The sequence below is a fragment of the Cohnella herbarum genome (genome assembly GCF_012849095.1).
GTDB classification, from domain to species: Bacteria; Bacillota; Bacilli; order Paenibacillales; family Paenibacillaceae; genus Cohnella; species Cohnella herbarum.
The window spans coordinates 6,942,792-6,960,908 of sequence record NZ_CP051680.1; the positions used below are offsets into that span (position 1 = coordinate 6,942,792).

An 18,117-nucleotide genomic window follows, 5' to 3' on the forward strand; every position below is an offset into this window, starting at 1 on the left:
AGGAGGGACGCGGCTTGGGATCAGGCACAAGAAAAATGGGGATTGAAAAAAAGGAAAAGATAACGGGTCTGCTGCTGGTCTCCCCGTGGATCGTGGGGTTCCTATTGTTCGGAATTTTTCCGATGGGAGTCTCCGGCTATCTGACGTTCGTCAAATGGGATTTTCTGAGGGAACCGCGATGGGTAGGACTGTCCAACTTCGAGGAAGTGTTTCGCAATCCGATTTTCTACACGGCGTTAAAGAATACGTTGATTATTACGTTCGGAAGCAGCTTGATCTATCTCGTGTTCGGAGTCATCATCGCCGCGATGCTGGCTAAAGAATACCTAGGAGCGAACGTGTTCCGCGCCATTATCTTTCTTCCTTCCCTCGTGATCGGCACGGCATTGGCGATGATGATGCAACCGGTATTCGGCAACGGGAAATACGGTTTATTGAATCAAGTTCTGAATTTACTAGGTTTACCTTACCAATCCTGGTTGACCGAGCCCGGCCAAGCCGTATGGGTCATCGTCGCCATGAGCTTCTGGTTTCTGGGCAGCGGCGTCATCATTTATTTGGCCGGGATCAAAGGAATCGATCCGTCGTATTTCGAAGCGGCCATGATTGACGGAGCTAACGGCGTTCAACAGTTCTACAAAGTCACTATACCGCTTCTTACACCGGTTTTGTTGTTCCAATCGATCATGGGAATTATCGGCGGCTTGCAAGTGTTCGATTTGGCGCTGACGTTGGCTTCCGAATTCAAGACAGGCGGAATGGGCAATGAAAACTCGTTGGCCACGCTCGTTTTCTACTTATATACGCTTGCTTTCCGCGACTACAACATGGGCTCTGCGGCCGTCGTCGGGTGGGTCATCTTTATCGTTAGCCTTCTGCTCAGTTTGGTCATCTTCAGACTATCCAAAAAGTTTCAGCTGTTCGGCGAGGAGGAAAGTAAATGAGACATAAATCGAGTCTTCTCGCGAGCAAATTATTCATTAATTCGTTCCTCGCTTTATTGTCGTTCGTCATTCTAGTCCCGTTCGTATACCTGGTTACTTCGTCTTTGAAGACCAATGCGCAATACTTCAAGATTCCGATCGAATGGATTCCGTCTCCTGCCCTGTGGAGCAACTATTACTATGTGTTCGTAGAGTTGAAGTTCTATATCTACATGTGGAACAGCACGTTCTTGGCGATTAGCTCGGTCATTCTAACCGTACTCAGCTCGTCGTTGATCGCATACGGTTTCGCGCGGTTCAAGTTTCCTTTCCGCAACGGCATGTTCATTCTCGTCATCGCGACGATGATGCTCCCGAGTCAAGTAACGATGCTTCCGTTGTTCATTTACTTCAAATCAATCGGCTGGCTCGGCAGCTACAAACCGCTGCTCGTGCCGCAACTGTTCGGCTCCGCGTATTTGATCTTTCTGATCCGGCAGTTCTATATCACGCTTCCGCGGGAGATCGACGAGGCGGCCAAGATCGACGGATGCGGGTATTTGCGGATCTGGTGGAACGTGATTATGCCGCAGGCGAAGCCGGTTCTCATCGTCTCGGCGCTGTTCGTCTTCCTCGGTTCTTGGAAAGACGTCTTCGGACCGCTTATTTACTTGAGCGATAGAAGCTCATACCCGCTTGCGGTAGGGCTGCTGTACTTTACTTCGCCGACCAGCAATGCTTACACGTTGATTCTAGTCGCGATCGTCATCGCCTTGATTCCGACGCTGATATTTTTTATTTTCGCTCAGAAGTATTTGAATAAGGGAGTCAATATCGCCAACTTAAAATAAAAATCGGAGGATGATCGAATGCCCAAAAAAACGATTGGTTTAGCCGTCGGCTTGAGTTTATTGGCGGGAATATGGCCGACCGGAGGAGAAGCGGCGGCAACGACCCCGTCGCCTTACGCTTTCGACGGGAAAATGCCGCAGGATACGCTGAACCGTTACTTGTCCCGATCCGCGCAGATCATGGATATGTTCTGGTTCGATACCGATGCGGGCAAGAAGCAGGAATGGCTGCGGTTCGTTCAGAATACCGGCACCAAGCTGATCGGGCGGGCCGCGATGATCTGGACGAATTTCCAGGACGACGAGACGATGTTCTATCACGCGGGCCGAATGGCTGCAGCCGTACACGCCCAGGATCCGGAAGTGATCCTGCAGGCGGCCATCTTCGAGACGACGGCGCAAGCGGTGAATCAAATCCCGATTCCGGCTTGGGTGTTCGAGGAATTCGGGCTACAGCCGACGACCCGTAATTTCAGTTACGCGTCGATGCTCTATCAGGACGGGAGATATTCCGATTTCTGGGGAGCGGGACAGTCCGTTCCCGATATTACGAGCCTCGAAACGCAGATGTTCTTCTTCTACCGGGCGAAGAGATTCATCGATCTCGGCTACGAGTCGATTCATTACGGTCAGGTTAAGCTGATGGGTGAAGCGGATCCGTTTTATTTGAACTGGAACCGCCTGCTTAATCGCGTTCGCGCGTACGGAGAAGTTCATGCCAGGAGGCATAACGTTCTATTGGACGCCCACGTGAACGAAGTATACGACAACGCCAATCCGTTATGGTACACGGCCAAGGGGCAGTTCAGATATGAAACGCCTGGCGATACGGGCAATTATTATAACGGAGACGCATCGAGATTGAACCGCGCCGACGGCGCCCAATCGGCCGACGGGCACTATATCGTGTACAAGCTGGAGAACGCGACCGGCTTCGAGATCCTCTCCGCGAATTGGGCGGGAGCAGGCGATCAGCCCGACGGTTTCGATCTGTACGCGTCCCCGGACGGTCGAATCTGGACGCCGGTCGGCAAGACGATTCAAGAAATCCAGCGTACGGAAAATACATGGCCGAACTACAAAACAACGAACGGCAGTCCTCTTCCCGCAGGGACGAATTACGTGAAAATCAGCTGGAAGACGATGCCGTACATTTGGACTGTTCAGTTGTTGGACGTGAAGATCAATGCCGCCGGCGCCGCGCTTCATGACCCTTTGGAGCAGTCCGCCCCGGCTGTTAAGAAACTGGCTTTCGACTTCGTAGGGTTTCCGGCCCGGTTGAAGGGGATTCCGAATTTCCCGCAGGAAACGAAGCTCGAAGTCAACTACTTGGACGGTCTGTACCAGAAAACGATCGGAGGATTAAATCCGCAAGGGTGGGTTACCCCTCGTTCTCCGTATCTCATCGAGTTGGACAATTACGGAGGAAGCAACGGTTCCCCGGGAATCGATTCGCCGTATTGGCCGTGGGGATACGACGAAATCGCCTGGTTCGCCCACCAGAACGACGACTATCGGCACTCGTGGTTGAAATACGCTTACGACTGGTTTAGAACGAACGATTCTTATGGTCATTTGCAACTGCCTGCATACCGGACGTTGGGCAATTCGCCGGTTAATGGAAGCAATAATTACAATGCGATCACGGCGAGCGCGGTTTTCCCGAATACGCTCGGGGACGAAGAGGCGATCAAAGCGATATGGGGCGACGCGCCTCAGAGCGGAGCGGTCGAGGACGATTTGCGCGATTTGACGAAAATTTATAGGTTCAGTTCGCAATTGACCAAAGACGGAAGCAATCCCGGATCCTATGGCGGAGACGGCACAAGGCTGACGAGAACGTCGAATACGAGCGAATACGTCATTTACAAAGCTCCTTATGCGACTGATCGTACGAGACTGACCGGCTTCGCGGTCGAAACCTGGTTTTCATCCGCGGCGCCCGTTGCCGACTTTAAATTCTATCTCTCTTCGGACGACGTCAACTATACGCTCTATACGCCTAAGAAAAAAACGGTCAACGGAAATATGAAGAAGATCACCTACATGGGCAGCAGGCTGCCGGTCGGCACAAGATACGTGAAAGTCGAGTTCAACAACGCTTCTTCTTCCGCGTCGAATTCGCAGATTGGAAAAGTCTCGACGTTCTATGCCGATTCGAGCGTGAATGCCGCGGGAAAAATAGACGATTTCGAAAGCTATGGGGGATCCGATCTAGTCCTTAACGCTGCTTACGAGGTTAATCCCAACACGGATCCGGTAACGATCTCGTTGGATTCGACGAACAAGAACGAAGGCGATTTCGGAATGAAATACGAGTACAACGTCGGAGTCGTCACTTACGGGGGCATTGCGCTCTCTCTCGGAAACGCCGATTGGTCAGACTACGATGCCCTTCGTTTCTGGTTCGAACCCGACGGCTCCAATCGCAATTTGACGATTCAAATCCAAACGGCCAGCGGTGACTATTGGGACAAAGTGTTGGACTTGTCCGATCCGACGGCAAGGGTGATCGAAATTCCGTTCAGTGCTTTCGCGCGTCCGTCTTGGCATAACGGAACCGGTCCGATGAACTTGTCGTCCGTCTCGCAACTCTCGCTTTATGCGGGAGTCGGCGCCGGAAGTCCGGGATCGGGCACGTTATATTTCGATTCTATCGAACTAACCAAGAATTAGGAGAGAGGAGCGCTCGGATGAGTATCGATTGCTTTAGATTGGAAGACAAGTTCGTTTGGGATTTCTGGTATGCCCGGCGTGGAGACGAGTATCATGCTTTTTATTTGCAGTATCCAAGAGAGGGCGACCCGGAGTTCATTCATTACCGTCAGTCGGTAGGGCATGCGGTATCGAAGGATTTGCTGCATTGGGAAGAAAGACCGACTGCGCTTCGGCCGCTGCCTGGAACTTGGAACGACATGGGAATCGCGACGGGTAGCGTCGTTTTCAAGGATGGGGCTTGGTATATGTTGTTCACCGGGAACTCGAATCGGGACGGAGGCGGGATTGGTCTTGCCCGCAGCGACGACTTGACGAATTGGACCAAAGTCGGCGAAGCTCCGGTGTTCTCGAGACCTGCTCTCTATATCGCGAAGTGGAAAGGAAAAGACGTCCAGGCGTCCCCGCTTGCCGACCCGTATGTTTATCCCGAGCCGATAGACGGTTTTTACCATATGGTCATTAACGCGCAGGAGGCCGATGCGCCTCAAGGCAGTCGGGGCTGCCAGCTCATGCTGCGATCCCGGAATCTGACGGATTGGGAGGCGCACAAGATTGTCGCTTATCCGCGACAGTTCGAGAGAATGGAAACGTCCCAAATCTGGTATCGCGACGGCTTATGGTATATGTACTTCGGGGGAGTAACCGGGGACGGGAAAATCGAGAACTGGATTTACGCTTCCGAACTCTTCGACGGGCCTTACGAAGTCCGTCCATGGTCGCATATCTCGCTGCCGGGCGACTGCTATTTCTATATCGCGAAAGTGGTGGAGGACGCTAACGGGGACGACGTTTTCCTTGCCAATAAAGCGATCGAATCCCTTCTCGGAGGCTACAAAATCGTTTACGGGGATGACGGCTCGATCGCGCTTGAGGAGGTAAACCGTGCGTAAACGGATCATGGTCATCGTGGTGGTCGGCTTGCTAGCCGGGATTGTGGCGATGGCCGCGGATAAGTTCAAAGGCAACGGCAAGCAAGAAGTTTCCGGATATGCATTCGACGGCCATATGTCGCAAGAAACGCTGAATCGTTACTTGTCCCGTTCCGTGAAGATTCTGAACTTGGCCTTCTTTAACGAGGATCCGGACAAGAAACGGGAGTGGCTGCGCTTTATCGCGAATACGGGAGCCAAGCATATCGGACGGGCCGCGATAATCTGGACGGATTTTGAAGCCGACGAGTCGATGTTCACCGGAGCCGGGCAGATGGCCCAAGCCGTCCATGATCAGGATCCGGAAATCATCCTGCAGGCGGCCATCTTCGAGACGACGGCTCAATCGGTAAATCATATCCAGATTCCGGCCTGGGTGTTCGAAGAGTTCGGGCTGCAGCCGGAAGCCCGGAACTTCAGTTACGAGGCGATGCTGTATCCCGACGGAAGATATCTGGATAACTGGGGAGCGGGAAAATCGGTTCCGGACATTACTCAGCAGGAGACGCAACTCTTTTTCTTCTACCGGGCCAAGAGATTCGTCGATCTCGGCTATGAATCGATTCATATGGGACAAGTGAGGCTGATGGGGGAAAAAGACACCGGCTATGTCGAATGGAATCGGCTGCTGAAGCGAATTCGAGCCTATGCCGCGGAGCACGGCCGGCGCCATAACGTTCTGCTCGACGCACATTTGAACGAAGCGTACGACGACGAGGGCTCGACTTCTTCGAATACGTCGGACAGGAAGCTGACTTTCGATTTTGTCGGTTATCCGGCACGCAACAAACCTCTCCCCCGGTTTCCCGGGGAAACGAAATTGGAGCTCGATTTTCTTGATTCCTTTTATCGTAAAACGATCGGAGGCCTGAATCCCCAAGGCTGGGTTTCCTCCCATACGCCTTATTTGATCGAATTGGATAATTACGGAGGAAACAACGGCAATCCGGGCAAGAGCGAGCCCTTCTGGCCTTGGGGGTATGACGAGATCGCCTGGTTCGCCCATCAGAGCGACGACTATCGCCGTTCTTGGCTGACTTATGCCCACGACTGGATTCAGACGAACGATCCGAACGGCCATCTTCAAATGGCAGCCTACAATACGCTTGGCAACGCGCCCGTCGGCTCCAACGATTACTACAACGCCATCCAACCGAGCGAGGCGTACCCGTCGTCATTCGGCGACGAGGAAACGATCAAGACCATCTGGGGACAATCCAAGGAATCCGGTACGATCGAGGACGAGCTGAAGGATCTGACCCGAACGTACCGACTGAGTAGTCGCATGATCTATGATCCACGTCCTTCCTCTGCGTTCGGCGGAGACGAGAAGAGGCTCACGAACGAATCCGGTAAGAGCGAGTACGTGATCTACAAAGCTCCTTTTGCCTCTGGAAAGGGCGTATTGTCAGGCTTTAAGGTCGAAGTTTGGCTGACGGTAAACGATCCTTCCGTCGATCTGCAATTTTACGTTTCGGCGGACGACGACATTTATGAGATCTACACTCCGGACAGAAAAGCCGCTGAGAGCGCGGACAATAAAACGATCTATACCGGCGGCTATTTTCCGAAGGGGACCAAGTATTTAAAAATCCGATTTTCGGATAATCCCGGGGCTGCGCAAATCGGCAAGGTTTCGCTGAAATATGAAAGTATCGATGAATAGCAACTATGAAAAGGATGAATCACTTCGATGAGGAACACCATCGTATTTTATGATCCGGCTTTCCCTTACGACGGACAACGTCCGAGCAACGAGGCAATAAACGAGCTACAGAGCAAATACAACGTAATCGACGCCGACGGTTTGGCGGATGCTCTCCTAGCGGCGGATGTATTGATTCAGCTTCACGGGCCTTATTTTCCTAAACCGGCATGGGATTCCCTCGTTCGATTTCTCAAACAGGGCAAAGGGCTCGTTCATATCGGGGGGGCTCCGTTTCGAATCCCCGTCTATCGTCACCAAGGAGAATGGGTGGCGGAGGGGGCTCAAACGGCTTACCATCGGCAGCTTCGCATTCACGAGGTTCTGAATACGGACGCGGATCGGATCGAATCGTTGGAGGCTAATCCGGATATACCGTTGGCTGCGGGTTGTGAGTTGTTGCTCGCGATCGAGCCGATCTGCTCGTTCACGCTCCATATAACCCGGACGGAAGACCGTCCCGGCGAGTTGGGGTCGAGCGGTCCGATGGATGCCCACATCTATCCTTTGTTGTACGGCGTTTCGGGAGAAGGGAGGAAACTGTCCGCTCCGATTACGTTGATCGAGAATACGAAAGGGGAATTCGCGGGCGGGCGGTGGTTGTTCGTCAATCAGCGAATCGGACCGGCTTTCTGGGACGAAGGCGGAATGTCGGCGCTTCGCGAATGGGGAGCGTATTGCGCGGAAGGCGTTACCGAAATGTGGTTAAAGCCGAATTATGCCTGTTACGAGCCTGGAGAGCAGCCTGTCTTGAGCTTGCATATGCAAGAGTTGGGGCCTGTTAAGCTTGATCGTGCCGCGAAAGATTGGCATCTTTCTATTGCCCTGTACGAAGAGGGAAGCGACGAGGCGCTTTGGGCAGACAAAGTAAGCTTGCAATCTTCCCGGGAGCTTAGGATCGAGAGGCTACCCGTTCCCGTTTCGGTCGCTCCGGGTTTCTATCGCGTCGTGTGCGAAGCCAAGTCCGATCACGGCGAGAGGCGCGTGCTGAAGCAAGGGTTTTGGGGACGCGACAACCGACTGTTGAGCGAAGGTGAGAGATTGACGGTTAATCGCGATTACTTCGTCAAAGCGGGCAAACCGATGCCGATCGTCGGGATGACGTACATGACTTCCGACGTTGCGCGCAAGTTTCTGTTCCTGCCGAACGCCGGACTCTGGGATGCGGATATGGCGCATATGAGACGGGCCGGCATCAATCTTATTCGTACCGGAATATGGACGGCTTGGCGCCAGGTTATGTTCGTAGACGGCCATCCTTACGAGGAAGTACTTCGATCAGTCGACGCGTTTATTATGACGGCCAAGAAACACGGTTTGGAGGTCGTATTCACGTTCTTCTCCTTCACTCCGGAAATGTGGGAGGGTGTAAACCCGTATCTCGATCCGCGCAGCGTTGCCGCCCAGAAGCGGTTGATCTCCGCGATCGTTTCCCGTCATACCGGTTCGACTAACGTGCACTGGGATCTGATCAACGAACCGACGATGTTCGATCCGAAGCGCTTGTTTTCCGGGCCTCGTACGGTTGGGGACGCTTACGAACAAGCGGCTTTCGCGGAATGGCTGCAAGCCCGCCATGGTACTATTCAGGAATTGCAAAAGCGCTGGGATATGACCCCCGACGAACTTCCCGGTTTCTCGGCAGTATCGTTGCCGCAGCCCGAAGAGATCAGCTTCGATATTATGGATAACGGATCGCCGAAGAGGAACGGGATTTGGTTGGATTATAGCTTGTTCACGATGGAGATGCACAACCGTTGGGCCAAGGAGTTAATCGCCACGATCCGGTCGCATAACGGATCGCAGATGGTGACTGTCGGCCAGGACGAAGGGCTGGGCTCCCAGAGACCGTCGCCGTTCTTCTATGCGGAAGCGGTCGACTATACGACGGTGCATTCGTGGTGGCTGATGGATCATCTGCTGTGGGATAGCCTGTTCTCCAAAACGGCGAACAAGCCGAATCTGGTTCAAGAGACGGGCATCATGTACGTCGAAACGCCGAACGGGCGCGCGAAAAGGTCGGAGCTTGAGATCCGCAACATTCTGGAGAGAAAATACGCTTATGCTTTCGCGGCGGGCGGAGCCGGGGCGGTACAGTGGATATGGAACACGAATTATTACATGAACAACGTCAACGAATCCAATATCGGCGCTTTGCGCGCGGACGGCACGGAGAAGCCCGAAGCGGACGTATCTTATCGTTACGGCCTCTTTATGGGGGAGATCGGACATTTGTTTAAGGACAGGGAGCTTGAAGACGTCGTCGTCGTATTCCCTTATTCGAACGATTTCTCGAACCGAAAGCTGGCCTTCGACGCGACGACGAAGCTGACGAGGGTTCTAGCCTACGAGATGAAAGTTCCGTTCCGCGCGATCGGGGAATATCATTTGGAGTCTCTGGAGCAAGCGAAACCCAAGCTAATCATCGTGCCTAGCCCGCACAATTTCAGCAGGCAAGCGCTGGATAAGATCGTTCTGCATGTGAAGGAGAACGGAGGGACCGTACTATTCACCGGTCCGATCGGGCTGGACGAATATTGGCGGCCGGAGTCCCGTTACGAGGAGGAGCTAGGGGAATACGAGCTCGGCAACGTCATGCGGGAAGAAGCTATAGAGGTCGAGAGTCTCGTATTGCCGGTTTCTTTCGGAGCTAACCGCATTTCCGAGGTAAATAAGGAATTGCCAGGAGCCGGCAGTGGGGCCGGAGCGGAGGCGCGCGGTCGTAAAACGGAACATGCCGCGGTGCGAAAGACGGACATTGGAAAAGGAACGTTCATCCGGTGTCCATTGCCGATCGAATTGAACGAAAGGTCGGAAGCGATCGCCGCGGTGTATCGGCATGCCTTATCGGTTGCTGGTTATCGATCTTCTATGGAGTGGATCCGAGGCGGAGACCTTCCTGGAGTGTTCGGCTCCAAAGTCGCTTTCGGCGAGGGGGCGGTGTACATGTTCGTGTCCGAATACGGTTATGACGCTTCGATCGCAATCAGAGATTCCAAGACGGGCAAAGGGTATTCGTTCGAATTGGAAAGCGAGCGGACGATGCTGTTCGCCGCGGACGCCGAAGGGCGACTCCTCTCGGTGCTTGGAGGAAACGAAGTTCAAGTACAGGTGTTTTAAGCGGAGCAGGTCGTGTGAAACGCCATTCAATGCGGTCCTTAGCGCGATGCTAGGGATCGTATTTTTAGTTCAATCTCGTAATTGGAAATCTATTGAATCGACTAATTCCAGCACGGTGGCTAGCGTAGACAGATATTCTAACAGCTGCCACAGCCGCTATTTAGTCAAAAACGAATGTTTTAAAATTCTAACGGAACTACATGCCTCTATTTATGCTCAAAAGCCATCTTTTCACTGGAAAACACTTAAATAAGAGCGCTGACTTCCGTTAGATTTTGAAAAGTACCTATTTGAGCAGAATAGCGACTGGTGCTTCCGTTAGATTTCAAATGTTAGATTTAAATGGAAGTAGTGTAGTGTAGCTAAAATACTAAACGATTCTTAATGCGATTGCCCTGGGGTCGCTTCTGTATTGAACCTTTCATTTTAAAATTCCCAGAATGTTATCTGCCGTCTATATAGAAAGAGTTTTTACAAGGAGACTAAAGGGTTGGAACCTTATCTTATAGAATTCATTTAGAGTACTGAATAATAATCGAGTAGAAGGTGATACTCATTGAAAACCATTCGGAAGATGTACGATCATCTAATTTGGGCGAATCGGCGCATTCTCGAAACGTTGCAAAATGCGGAGACCGACAATCAACGGACGATTGATCTATTTTGTCATATTCTTAACGCGGAACGAGTATGGGTAACTAGATTAAGGGGAATGGACAGTTCGCAACTGCCCATCTGGTCGGAAGGAGATCTCGCAATCTGTGCACAACTGATTAAACAAAATGAAGAAAACTTCACAACGTTTCTCGCCGATACAGAAGAAATGGACCTAGATAAAATCATATCTTACGCGAATAGTGCAGGTAAACAATTCGAGAGTTCTATGAGAGATATTTTAACCCATGTCGCGCTCCATGGTCAGTATCATCGAGGACAGATCAACTCGCGACTTCGAGCGGATGGAATAGAGCCGGTAAGCGTAGATTATATTATATTTGCAAGATAGTTGTATCCATAGCATAACGAGGATCTGCAACAGCCCGCGGAACGGAACACGATTCGTGTTCCGTTTTGCGGGCTGTTTGTATTCAACGATCCGTGCCTTGCTTATTTATTCCGATCAGGCAATTGAATCGGCAAATCCAGCCAAGCGACGCCGATATCGCGGTGGAAGTGGTCGAATCCGGAGCCTTCCACGCCATCGTAATAGAGGGCTAGTTTATTCCCTTGACGGAATACGCTAGGCGCGCCGATGACGGATTTAGACCAGTTGCACATACTGCCGTCGAATACGAGAGCTTTGTTGTCGACGTCCCAATTCTGAATATCCTTAGTCCAATAAACCCACACGGCATCGGTATATTCTTTGATTTCGTTTATCCCGACGTGATTGGTGAACAGAAACCACGTTTCGGTTTCTTCCTCGTAGAACACCGTGCTGTTCTCGATCTGCTCCTCGAGGGGGAATAAGGGCTCGGGATCAATGGTCCATTCTCCGTCCAGATCCTTGGTGCGCGCAATGCCTAAGGTGCGCTTGGTAATGTTGTCGGAGTCCAGTACGGATGCGCTGAAAAACTGCAAATATTCGTCTCCGTCCTTCACGATCGCACCCGAGCTTGCGGTTGTGCTGTAATACGTGTTTTCTTTCATTCTGAAAGGCACGATATCCTGTTTAATCCACGGCCCGTAAGGGGAGTCGGACTTTGCCTTCATCGTGACGTAAGGGAAATCCGGGATGTCGTACGGATGCTCGCGACGATAATCCGAGCCGATATAGAACATATGCCAGACTCCGTCTTCGAGGTAAGTTACGCCATATACGGCGCAGCTGGAATCGTCTTCTCCTTCTTCGCCCAGGTTAAGAATGACTCCTTTTTTATCCCAATGAATGAGATCCTTGCTCGTGGCCAAATAATTTCTCCAGCCCGTCTTGTCATCGGAGGCATCGTAGTGCATGAAATAAGTGCCTTCGCTCTCGAAGACGAGGGGTTCCCTGATTCCGTATCCATCAAGCTCCTCGCCGCCTCTTCTGAGTACGATTCCTTGATCTGCCGCGGGGATCGTAAACTTCGCTTCCGGTCTTCCGTCTAAATATTTGTTGCCCAAATTCATCACGCCTTCCATTTTGTAATAGTTCATAGCTATATAGGCCCTGCGATTAATTGCTTTTAACAATAAGCTGAGGGAGGTAACATTCCTTGATCTAACGCGGTATCGTCAGCTTTTTTCCGGGTCTTCCATCCGAATTCTTATAGCCCGATCGATCCCTCCTTTGCTCGTTTTGTAGAGAGTCACGGAAAGCTTGCGACGTAATGGGTCTCATGATAAAGGTTACTTTCGAAACTTTCAAGACCTTAAATTTATCGGAATTTCGGAGGCGAAATGCATTTATATATGTTGGGAAAGCTCAAATTATTTTTTTGTTGACAGCGATTTCATTAGCATCTACAATTCAATTAATTGGTCTGACAACTTACTAGTTATCGTCTGGAGAGATGAGCATGCTGAAGTCGCTTAAGAGACAAAAGCTGCACGAGTCCATAACGGATGAAGTGCTTAAATTTATAGAGCAGAAGGGCTACAGCCAAGGCGATCGATTGCCTACGGAACGTTTTTTCTGCGAGCAGTTCCAAATCAGCCGCCCTTCATTCCGAGAAGCGATGAAGAAATTAGAGAGCTTTGGCGTGATCGAGATCAAGCCGGGCAGCGGAATGTACTTACGCGCCGAGAAAACGATATTGGCGGAAATGGGTAACTTCACGCTTAAGGTTTCCATGGAAATGAAGGCAATCATAGAAATGATAGATTTGCGCGAGATGATGGAGAAGCATGCGATCGAGCAAATCGTCAGCCATGGACAATCCTTCTACCTGGACAAGCTGGAAGAGATCGTCGACGAATACGATCGGAAGAGGAACAAAGGCGAAATTCCTCGCCAAGAGGATTATATGTTTCACCTAACGTTATACGAGGGCTCCGAAAATCGGTTGATGCTTACGCTGTTCCAATCGATTAAAGATATGGATTCGTTGTGGGCGGACCGCGTCATCGACAGCTTGGACATGCATGTCTTCGGCAGGGAAACCGAGCCGTTGCATAGGCTCATTTACGAGGCAATGAGAAGCGGCGATGCGAAGAAGGCCACGAAGCTGATGAGCAAACACTTCGAGATTATGCGCGACGACCTGAAGAAGTTTGGGGGTTAGCTCCTCCATCCACTTAACCAAAGTGGTCAGACAACTATCCAAATTTAGAAAATAATCGCAGTTGTTGAATCTTTTAAGGAGGTGAGCGAAATACCCGTAATTGGTTTAACCGATAATAATCAAAACTTCTAATGGGGGCTACCGTATGTTGAAAAAAATGGCACTGGGCATTCTTGCCGGAGTATTGCTTGTAACTAGCGCTTGTTCGTCTAGCGGGTCGAACGAAGGGAAATCGTCGGGTTCGAAGAACGAGAAGGTAGAAATCAGCTTTCTGGACGTCACTCCTTCCCCGGATCGGACAAAGTACTTCAATGAAATCATAGCCGCATTCGAAGAAGCGAATCCGGATATTAAAGTGAAGATGGAGACGGTTCCTTGGGATCAGGCCTTCAATAAGCTGACGATGCAAGGGGCAAGCAAGACGATGCCCGATGTCATGAACATGTACCCGGCTTGGCTGAATACATTCGTTCCCGCGGGTTATTTGGAACCGCTTACTGCCGACTATGATGCTTGGTCCGATAAGGAGAAATTAACGAGCTTCGTAAGCAATATCACGATGGAAGAGCAACAACGCAAATTGTACAAGGAAATCTATTATATGCCCGATGCTTTGATGTCCGGCGCGTTATTCGTCCGCAAAGACTGGTTCGCGGAAGCGAATCTGCCGCTTCCGACTTCATGGGAGGAAATCTTCGCGGCTTCGGAGAAGTTGACCGATCCGGCCAAGAATCGCTATGGATGGGCTTTCCGCGGAGCGCGCGCTGGGTTCGACCAAGTGTTCGCCTACATTACGTCCGTAACGGGCGGAGAGACGTACGAGAAGGACGGTACATCCGTATTGTTCAGACCGGAAGCGCTTGAAGCGTTCGTTAAGTTTACGGATATCTACAAAAAAGGCTGGGCTCCGAAGGATTCCATCAACTGGGGTTACCAAGAGATGGTACAAGGCTTTACTTCCGGAGTCACGGGCATGCTGAACCAAACGACCGAAGTTATCGGCGCTGCCAAAGCGACATTGCCGGACGAGGCATGGACGGTTATCCCTTGGCCGAAAGGTGCCGACGGCAAGAGATATATCGGCGCCGGAGCGAACTGGGGCTACAGCGTCTCGAAGGATTCCAAACATAAGGAAGCTTCTTGGAAGTTCATCGCGTTCCTGTCCACGCCGGAAAATAACTTGAAGTACTCGAATGCCATGACGATGATTCCAATCTTCAAGAACGAAGGCGGATCAGCCGTAGACGGACCGATGCAAGGCTTTATCGATACGTTGGACGATCCGGACAGCTACCTGGTCGCCAATCTCGGCAACTTCCCGGAGCTTGGCGAATTCCGCGAAGGCTTCATGGATGCAGAGGTACAGAAGTACTTACTCAACAATCAGACAGCCGAACAAACCTTGAAGAACTTGGGCGACTTCCTGACGAAAGCCCAACAGAAGTATATGAAGGAAAACCCGGATGCAGGGGTGCCGCAAGTCACGAAGCCGGAAATGAAATAACAGCCGTGTAGGTGTCGAGTAGCCGGGCAAAGGGATTTTCCCGGCTACTCGCATTCCTAACGGCAAGGAGGACCCCTCGAATGAAACGGATTAAATCGAAAGAGCCGTATTTTATGTTGGCTCCAAGCTTTCTATTATTGTGTATTTTCTTAGTGTATCCTTTGTTGAGTTCTTTCTTGTATGCCTTCCAAAGCTATAAGCTGACCGCGCCTAACGATATTGCCTTTAACGGAATCAACAACTTTAAAGCCGTATTCCAGGACAGCAATTTCGGCTTGATACTTAAGAACTCTTTCATTTGGGTCGTACTGACGGTCGCGGGACAATTTATCCTTGGTTTCATTCTGGCATTGGCGCTTCGTCGGCCTTTTCCGGGGAGAAACTTCTATCAGGCGATCGTATTTCTGCCATGGGCGATTTCTTCCTTCGTCGTCGGCTTGACCTTCCGCTGGCTATTGAATGCCGAGTATGGTCCGGTTAACGATTTGCTGCTCAAGTTAGGCATTATCGAGAATAAAATATACTTTTTGTCCGATCCGAAGCTGGCGTTGTACACCGTTATTCTCACGATGACCTGGTACGGCATTCCTTTCTTCGCCATCATGCTGCTTGCGGCTATGCAATCCATACCGGAGGACCTTTACGAAGCCGCCGATATCGACGGAGCGGGCATCTGGTCTAAATTCTGGCATATTACGTTCAGCTACATTAAGCAAACTATCATTCTAACTTTACTATTGAGGACAATATGGGTATTTGCTTCGGCTGATCTTATTTATATTATGACGGCTGGCGGTCCGGCCAATTCTTCGAGCATTTTATCTTCCTACATGTTCATGAAAGCTTATTCCACCTTGGATTATGGACAGGCATCCGCGATCGGTTTGTTCTTCATGGCGCTGCTGATCCTTTTCTGCTACTTGTTCATGAAGGCGACTAAATTCGAGAAGGCGGGTAATTTCTGATGATTCGAAACCGACGCGCCTTTATTACGATTCTCCGTGTATGTATATTGATTTTTTACCTGCTCATGGTGCTGCTGCCGTTTTACTGGCTGTTCATTACGTCCGTTAAACCACGGATGGACATTCTAACGACGGACATTCAATACTGGCCCAAGAACTTCACGTTCGACAATTATAAAGTTTTATGGTCCTCCTCCAACTTCGATGTTTTCCTGAAGAATAGCGTCTTGGTTTCCATCGGAACGGGATTGTTCACGACCTGCTTCGCGATTCTCGGCGGTTATGCGATGGCGCGTTATACGTTCAAAGCGAAAACGATGGCCGTGTACGGATTGCTGCTTACGCAAATGATCCCCGGAGTGCTGGTCATGATTCCGACCGCGATCTTATTCAGCAAGGTCGGTCTCATGAATCATTTAGGCGGTCTGATTATCATTTATATCGTAGGAAATATTCCGTTCTGCCTGATTTTGATGCGCAGCTTCTTCGACCGGATTCCGGTCGATTTGGAGGAAGCGGCGTTGATCGACGGTTGCAGCAAGTTGGGGGCGCTCATCCGAATCGTACTGCCTATTATGCTCCCGGGCATCGTGGCTACCTTCGTATTCGCATTCATCGGAGCCTGGAACGAATTGCTCTGCGCGATCATGTTTATTAGCAGCGACGAGTTTAAGACGATTCCCGTAGGTTTGTCGATGTTTGTGCAAAATTACGACGTCAACTGGGGAGTCATGACGGCCGGTGCCGTTATGGCGTTAGTTCCTTCCCTCATTATGTTCGCTATCGTACAGCGTTTCGTCGTGGAAGGGTTATCGGATGGAGCCGTTAAAGGTTGATCATGTATTCGAAAAAGAGAAAGAGACAGAGGATGGCGAGGACAAGATGAGCAAGCGGTTGGATAGAGACACCAAGGATTCAGGAATGCAAACCATGCTAACCCATTACGGAGATGAAACGTTTCTCGGCGCGGTAGTTCCTCCCGTATTCATGAATACATTATTCGCGTTCGATACGTACGAAGATTTCCAGAAATCGCAATGGGAGGAAGAAGCGTTTTATTACTCGAGGGTGTCTAATCCCACCCAGATCATCGCGGAGAAGAAGCTGGCGGCGTTGGAAAAGGGAGAGGCTGCGAGGCTGTTCGCATCCGGAATGGCGGCGATATCCTCCACGTTGCTCCACGTTCTGCGGCAAGGCGATCATGTCGTATGCGGCTATCCGATCTATAACGGCACTTACCAGATGCTTCAGAATTACTTGGGGAAATTCGGCATAACGGCCGACTTCGTCGATTTCAGAAAATTGGATCTAGTGCGCGAGGCGATTAAGCCGAATACGAAAATGATTTATTGCGAAGGCTTATCTACGTTTTTCATGGACGTATTCGATATCCCGGCAGTCGTTCAAATGGCCAAAGAGCATGGGCTGATAACGGTCATGGATAATACTTGCGCAACGCCCGCTACGCTGCGTCCGATCGAATGGGGAATCGACGTCGTCATCCATTCCGCTTCCAAATATTTGTGCGGGCATAGCGACGTGACGGCGGGGGTCGTCATTTCATCGAAGAAGTTCATCGACGGGATCTCCCAAGCCGAAGGGGTATTGATTGGGGGCACGTTAGCTCCTCTGGAAGCTTGGCTTTTGACTCGCGGTTTGAAGACGTTCGGAATTCGGATGAAGCAGCATGCCGAGTCGGCGAGACGACTCGCGGCGATGTTAAACAGCCATCCCCAAGTGATGAGGGTAAATTTACCCTTGCTGGAGAAACACGAGCAGTTTGAACTCGCGTCCCGGCAATTCAGCGATATTACCGGACTGTTCAGCTTTGAATTGCATGGCGGCGCCGCCGCGGTAGCGCGAATGATGAATAAACTGCAGCTCTTCCAAATCGGCGTAAGCTGGGGAGGTTTCGAAAGCTTGGTCTATTCCCCGGGCTTGGGAATACCTCCGGATCAGCAATCGCGAACCGAGCATGAAACGAGATTGGAGCGTACGATCAGAATATCCGTCGGGCTCGAGGACGTTAACGATTTGGCGGAAGATTTGTTTAGCGCCCTGAACGATCTATGAAGTAACAAACAAGTCGCGAGGACCGGAATGTTCAGATATAGACGGACGACCTATACACCTAATATTAGGTGTATAGGTCGTCTTTTGTTTCGTGACTTAAGGCTGTTTCGAAAAACTACAAGG

Annotated in this window: 13 protein-coding genes; 12 read left to right on the forward strand and 1 reads right to left on the reverse strand. The window is 50.8% G+C overall.

Annotated features, from left to right (window positions below):
• Positions 1-14 precede the first annotated feature (14 nt).
• From HH215_RS29255 to HH215_RS29285, 7 genes are all read left to right on the forward strand, one after another.
• Positions 15-944 carry a carbohydrate ABC transporter permease gene (locus HH215_RS29255; protein WP_169283105.1) on the forward strand — a complete coding sequence of 310 codons (930 nt, stop codon included), beginning with the start codon at positions 15-17 and terminating at the stop codon, positions 942-944.
• Positions 941-1,774, forward strand: coding sequence for a carbohydrate ABC transporter permease (locus tag HH215_RS29260; protein WP_169283106.1), 834 nt, complete (start codon positions 941-943; stop codon positions 1,772-1,774). The genes HH215_RS29255 and HH215_RS29260 overlap by 4 nt, the downstream gene beginning before the upstream one ends.
• An 18-nt stretch (positions 1,775-1,792) precedes the next feature.
• Positions 1,793-4,450 (forward strand): carbohydrate binding domain-containing protein, encoded by a 2,658-nt coding sequence (locus HH215_RS29265; protein WP_169283107.1) that lies wholly within the window; start codon positions 1,793-1,795, stop codon positions 4,448-4,450.
• 17 nt (positions 4,451-4,467) lie between these two features.
• Positions 4,468-5,382 carry a glycoside hydrolase family protein gene (locus HH215_RS29270; RefSeq protein WP_169283108.1) on the forward strand — a complete coding sequence of 305 codons (915 nt, stop codon included), beginning with the start codon at positions 4,468-4,470 and terminating at the stop codon, positions 5,380-5,382.
• Positions 5,375-7,087 carry a hypothetical protein gene (locus HH215_RS29275; protein WP_169283109.1) on the forward strand — a complete coding sequence of 571 codons (1,713 nt, stop codon included), beginning with the start codon at positions 5,375-5,377 and terminating at the stop codon, positions 7,085-7,087. Before HH215_RS29270 ends, HH215_RS29275 begins: the two co-directional genes overlap by 8 nt.
• Before the next feature lie 27 nt (positions 7,088-7,114).
• The gene (locus tag HH215_RS29280) at positions 7,115-10,246 is read left to right on the forward strand and encodes a beta-galactosidase (protein ID WP_169283110.1); all 3,132 of its coding nucleotides are present in this window, start codon (positions 7,115-7,117) and stop codon (positions 10,244-10,246) included.
• A gap of 556 nt (positions 10,247-10,802) precedes the next feature.
• Entirely contained in the window at positions 10,803-11,252 is a 450-nt protein-coding gene (locus HH215_RS29285; protein ID WP_169283111.1) for a DinB family protein, read from the forward strand.
• Between the two features lie 101 nt (positions 11,253-11,353).
• On the opposite strand, the gene HH215_RS29290 is transcribed toward HH215_RS29285, so the two are convergent.
• On the reverse strand, positions 11,354-12,385 hold the full coding sequence (locus tag HH215_RS29290) for a glycoside hydrolase family protein (protein WP_169283112.1): 1,032 nt from the start codon (positions 12,383-12,385) through the stop codon (positions 11,354-11,356).
• A 362-nt stretch (positions 12,386-12,747) separates the two neighbouring features.
• On the opposite strand from HH215_RS29290, the gene HH215_RS29295 reads away from it, so the two are divergent.
• The 5 genes from HH215_RS29295 to HH215_RS29315 all read left to right on the forward strand — a co-directional run bounded on the left by HH215_RS29295 (position 12,748) and on the right by HH215_RS29315 (position 17,994).
• Entirely contained in the window at positions 12,748-13,452 is a 705-nt protein-coding gene (locus HH215_RS29295) for a FadR/GntR family transcriptional regulator (protein ID WP_169283113.1), read from the forward strand.
• 145 nt (positions 13,453-13,597) lie between these two features.
• Positions 13,598-14,956 (forward strand): ABC transporter substrate-binding protein, encoded by a 1,359-nt coding sequence (locus HH215_RS29300; protein ID WP_169283114.1) that lies wholly within the window; start codon positions 13,598-13,600, stop codon positions 14,954-14,956.
• Between the two features lie 80 nt (positions 14,957-15,036).
• Complete coding sequence (locus HH215_RS29305) at positions 15,037-15,921, forward strand: carbohydrate ABC transporter permease (protein ID WP_169283115.1); 885 nt, start codon at positions 15,037-15,039, stop codon at positions 15,919-15,921.
• On the forward strand, positions 15,921-16,757 hold the full coding sequence (locus tag HH215_RS29310) for a carbohydrate ABC transporter permease (protein WP_169283116.1): 837 nt from the start codon (positions 15,921-15,923) through the stop codon (positions 16,755-16,757). The genes HH215_RS29305 and HH215_RS29310 overlap by 1 nt, the downstream gene beginning before the upstream one ends.
• Positions 16,738-17,994, forward strand: a complete 1,257-nt coding sequence (locus HH215_RS29315; protein ID WP_169283117.1) for a trans-sulfuration enzyme family protein — start codon at positions 16,738-16,740, stop codon at positions 17,992-17,994. Before HH215_RS29310 ends, HH215_RS29315 begins: the two co-directional genes overlap by 20 nt.
• Positions 17,995-18,117: the final 123 nt, after the last annotated feature.

What these genes read in the sequence shown, in the direction of transcription:
- HH215_RS29305 (WP_169283115.1), top strand. Translation starts at nt 15,037, where the DNA reads ATGAAACGGATTAAATCGAAAGAGCCGTATTTTATGTTGGCTCCAAGC.
- HH215_RS29300 (WP_169283114.1), top strand. Translation starts at nt 13,598, where the DNA reads ATGTTGAAAAAAATGGCACTGGGCATTCTTGCCGGAGTATTGCTTGTA.
- HH215_RS29270 (WP_169283108.1), top strand. Translation starts at nt 4,468, where the DNA reads ATGAGTATCGATTGCTTTAGATTGGAAGACAAGTTCGTTTGGGATTTC.
- HH215_RS29310 (WP_169283116.1), top strand. Translation starts at nt 15,921, where the DNA reads ATGATTCGAAACCGACGCGCCTTTATTACGATTCTCCGTGTATGTATA.
- HH215_RS29290 (WP_169283112.1), bottom strand. Translation starts at nt 12,385, where the DNA reads ATGAACTATTACAAAATGGAAGGCGTGATGAATTTGGGCAACAAATAT.
- HH215_RS29260 (WP_169283106.1), top strand. Translation starts at nt 941, where the DNA reads ATGAGACATAAATCGAGTCTTCTCGCGAGCAAATTATTCATTAATTCG.
- HH215_RS29265 (WP_169283107.1), top strand. Translation starts at nt 1,793, where the DNA reads ATGCCCAAAAAAACGATTGGTTTAGCCGTCGGCTTGAGTTTATTGGCG.
- HH215_RS29280 (WP_169283110.1), top strand. Translation starts at nt 7,115, where the DNA reads ATGAGGAACACCATCGTATTTTATGATCCGGCTTTCCCTTACGACGGA.
- HH215_RS29315 (WP_169283117.1), top strand. Translation starts at nt 16,738, where the DNA reads ATGGAGCCGTTAAAGGTTGATCATGTATTCGAAAAAGAGAAAGAGACA.
- HH215_RS29295 (WP_169283113.1), top strand. Translation starts at nt 12,748, where the DNA reads ATGCTGAAGTCGCTTAAGAGACAAAAGCTGCACGAGTCCATAACGGAT.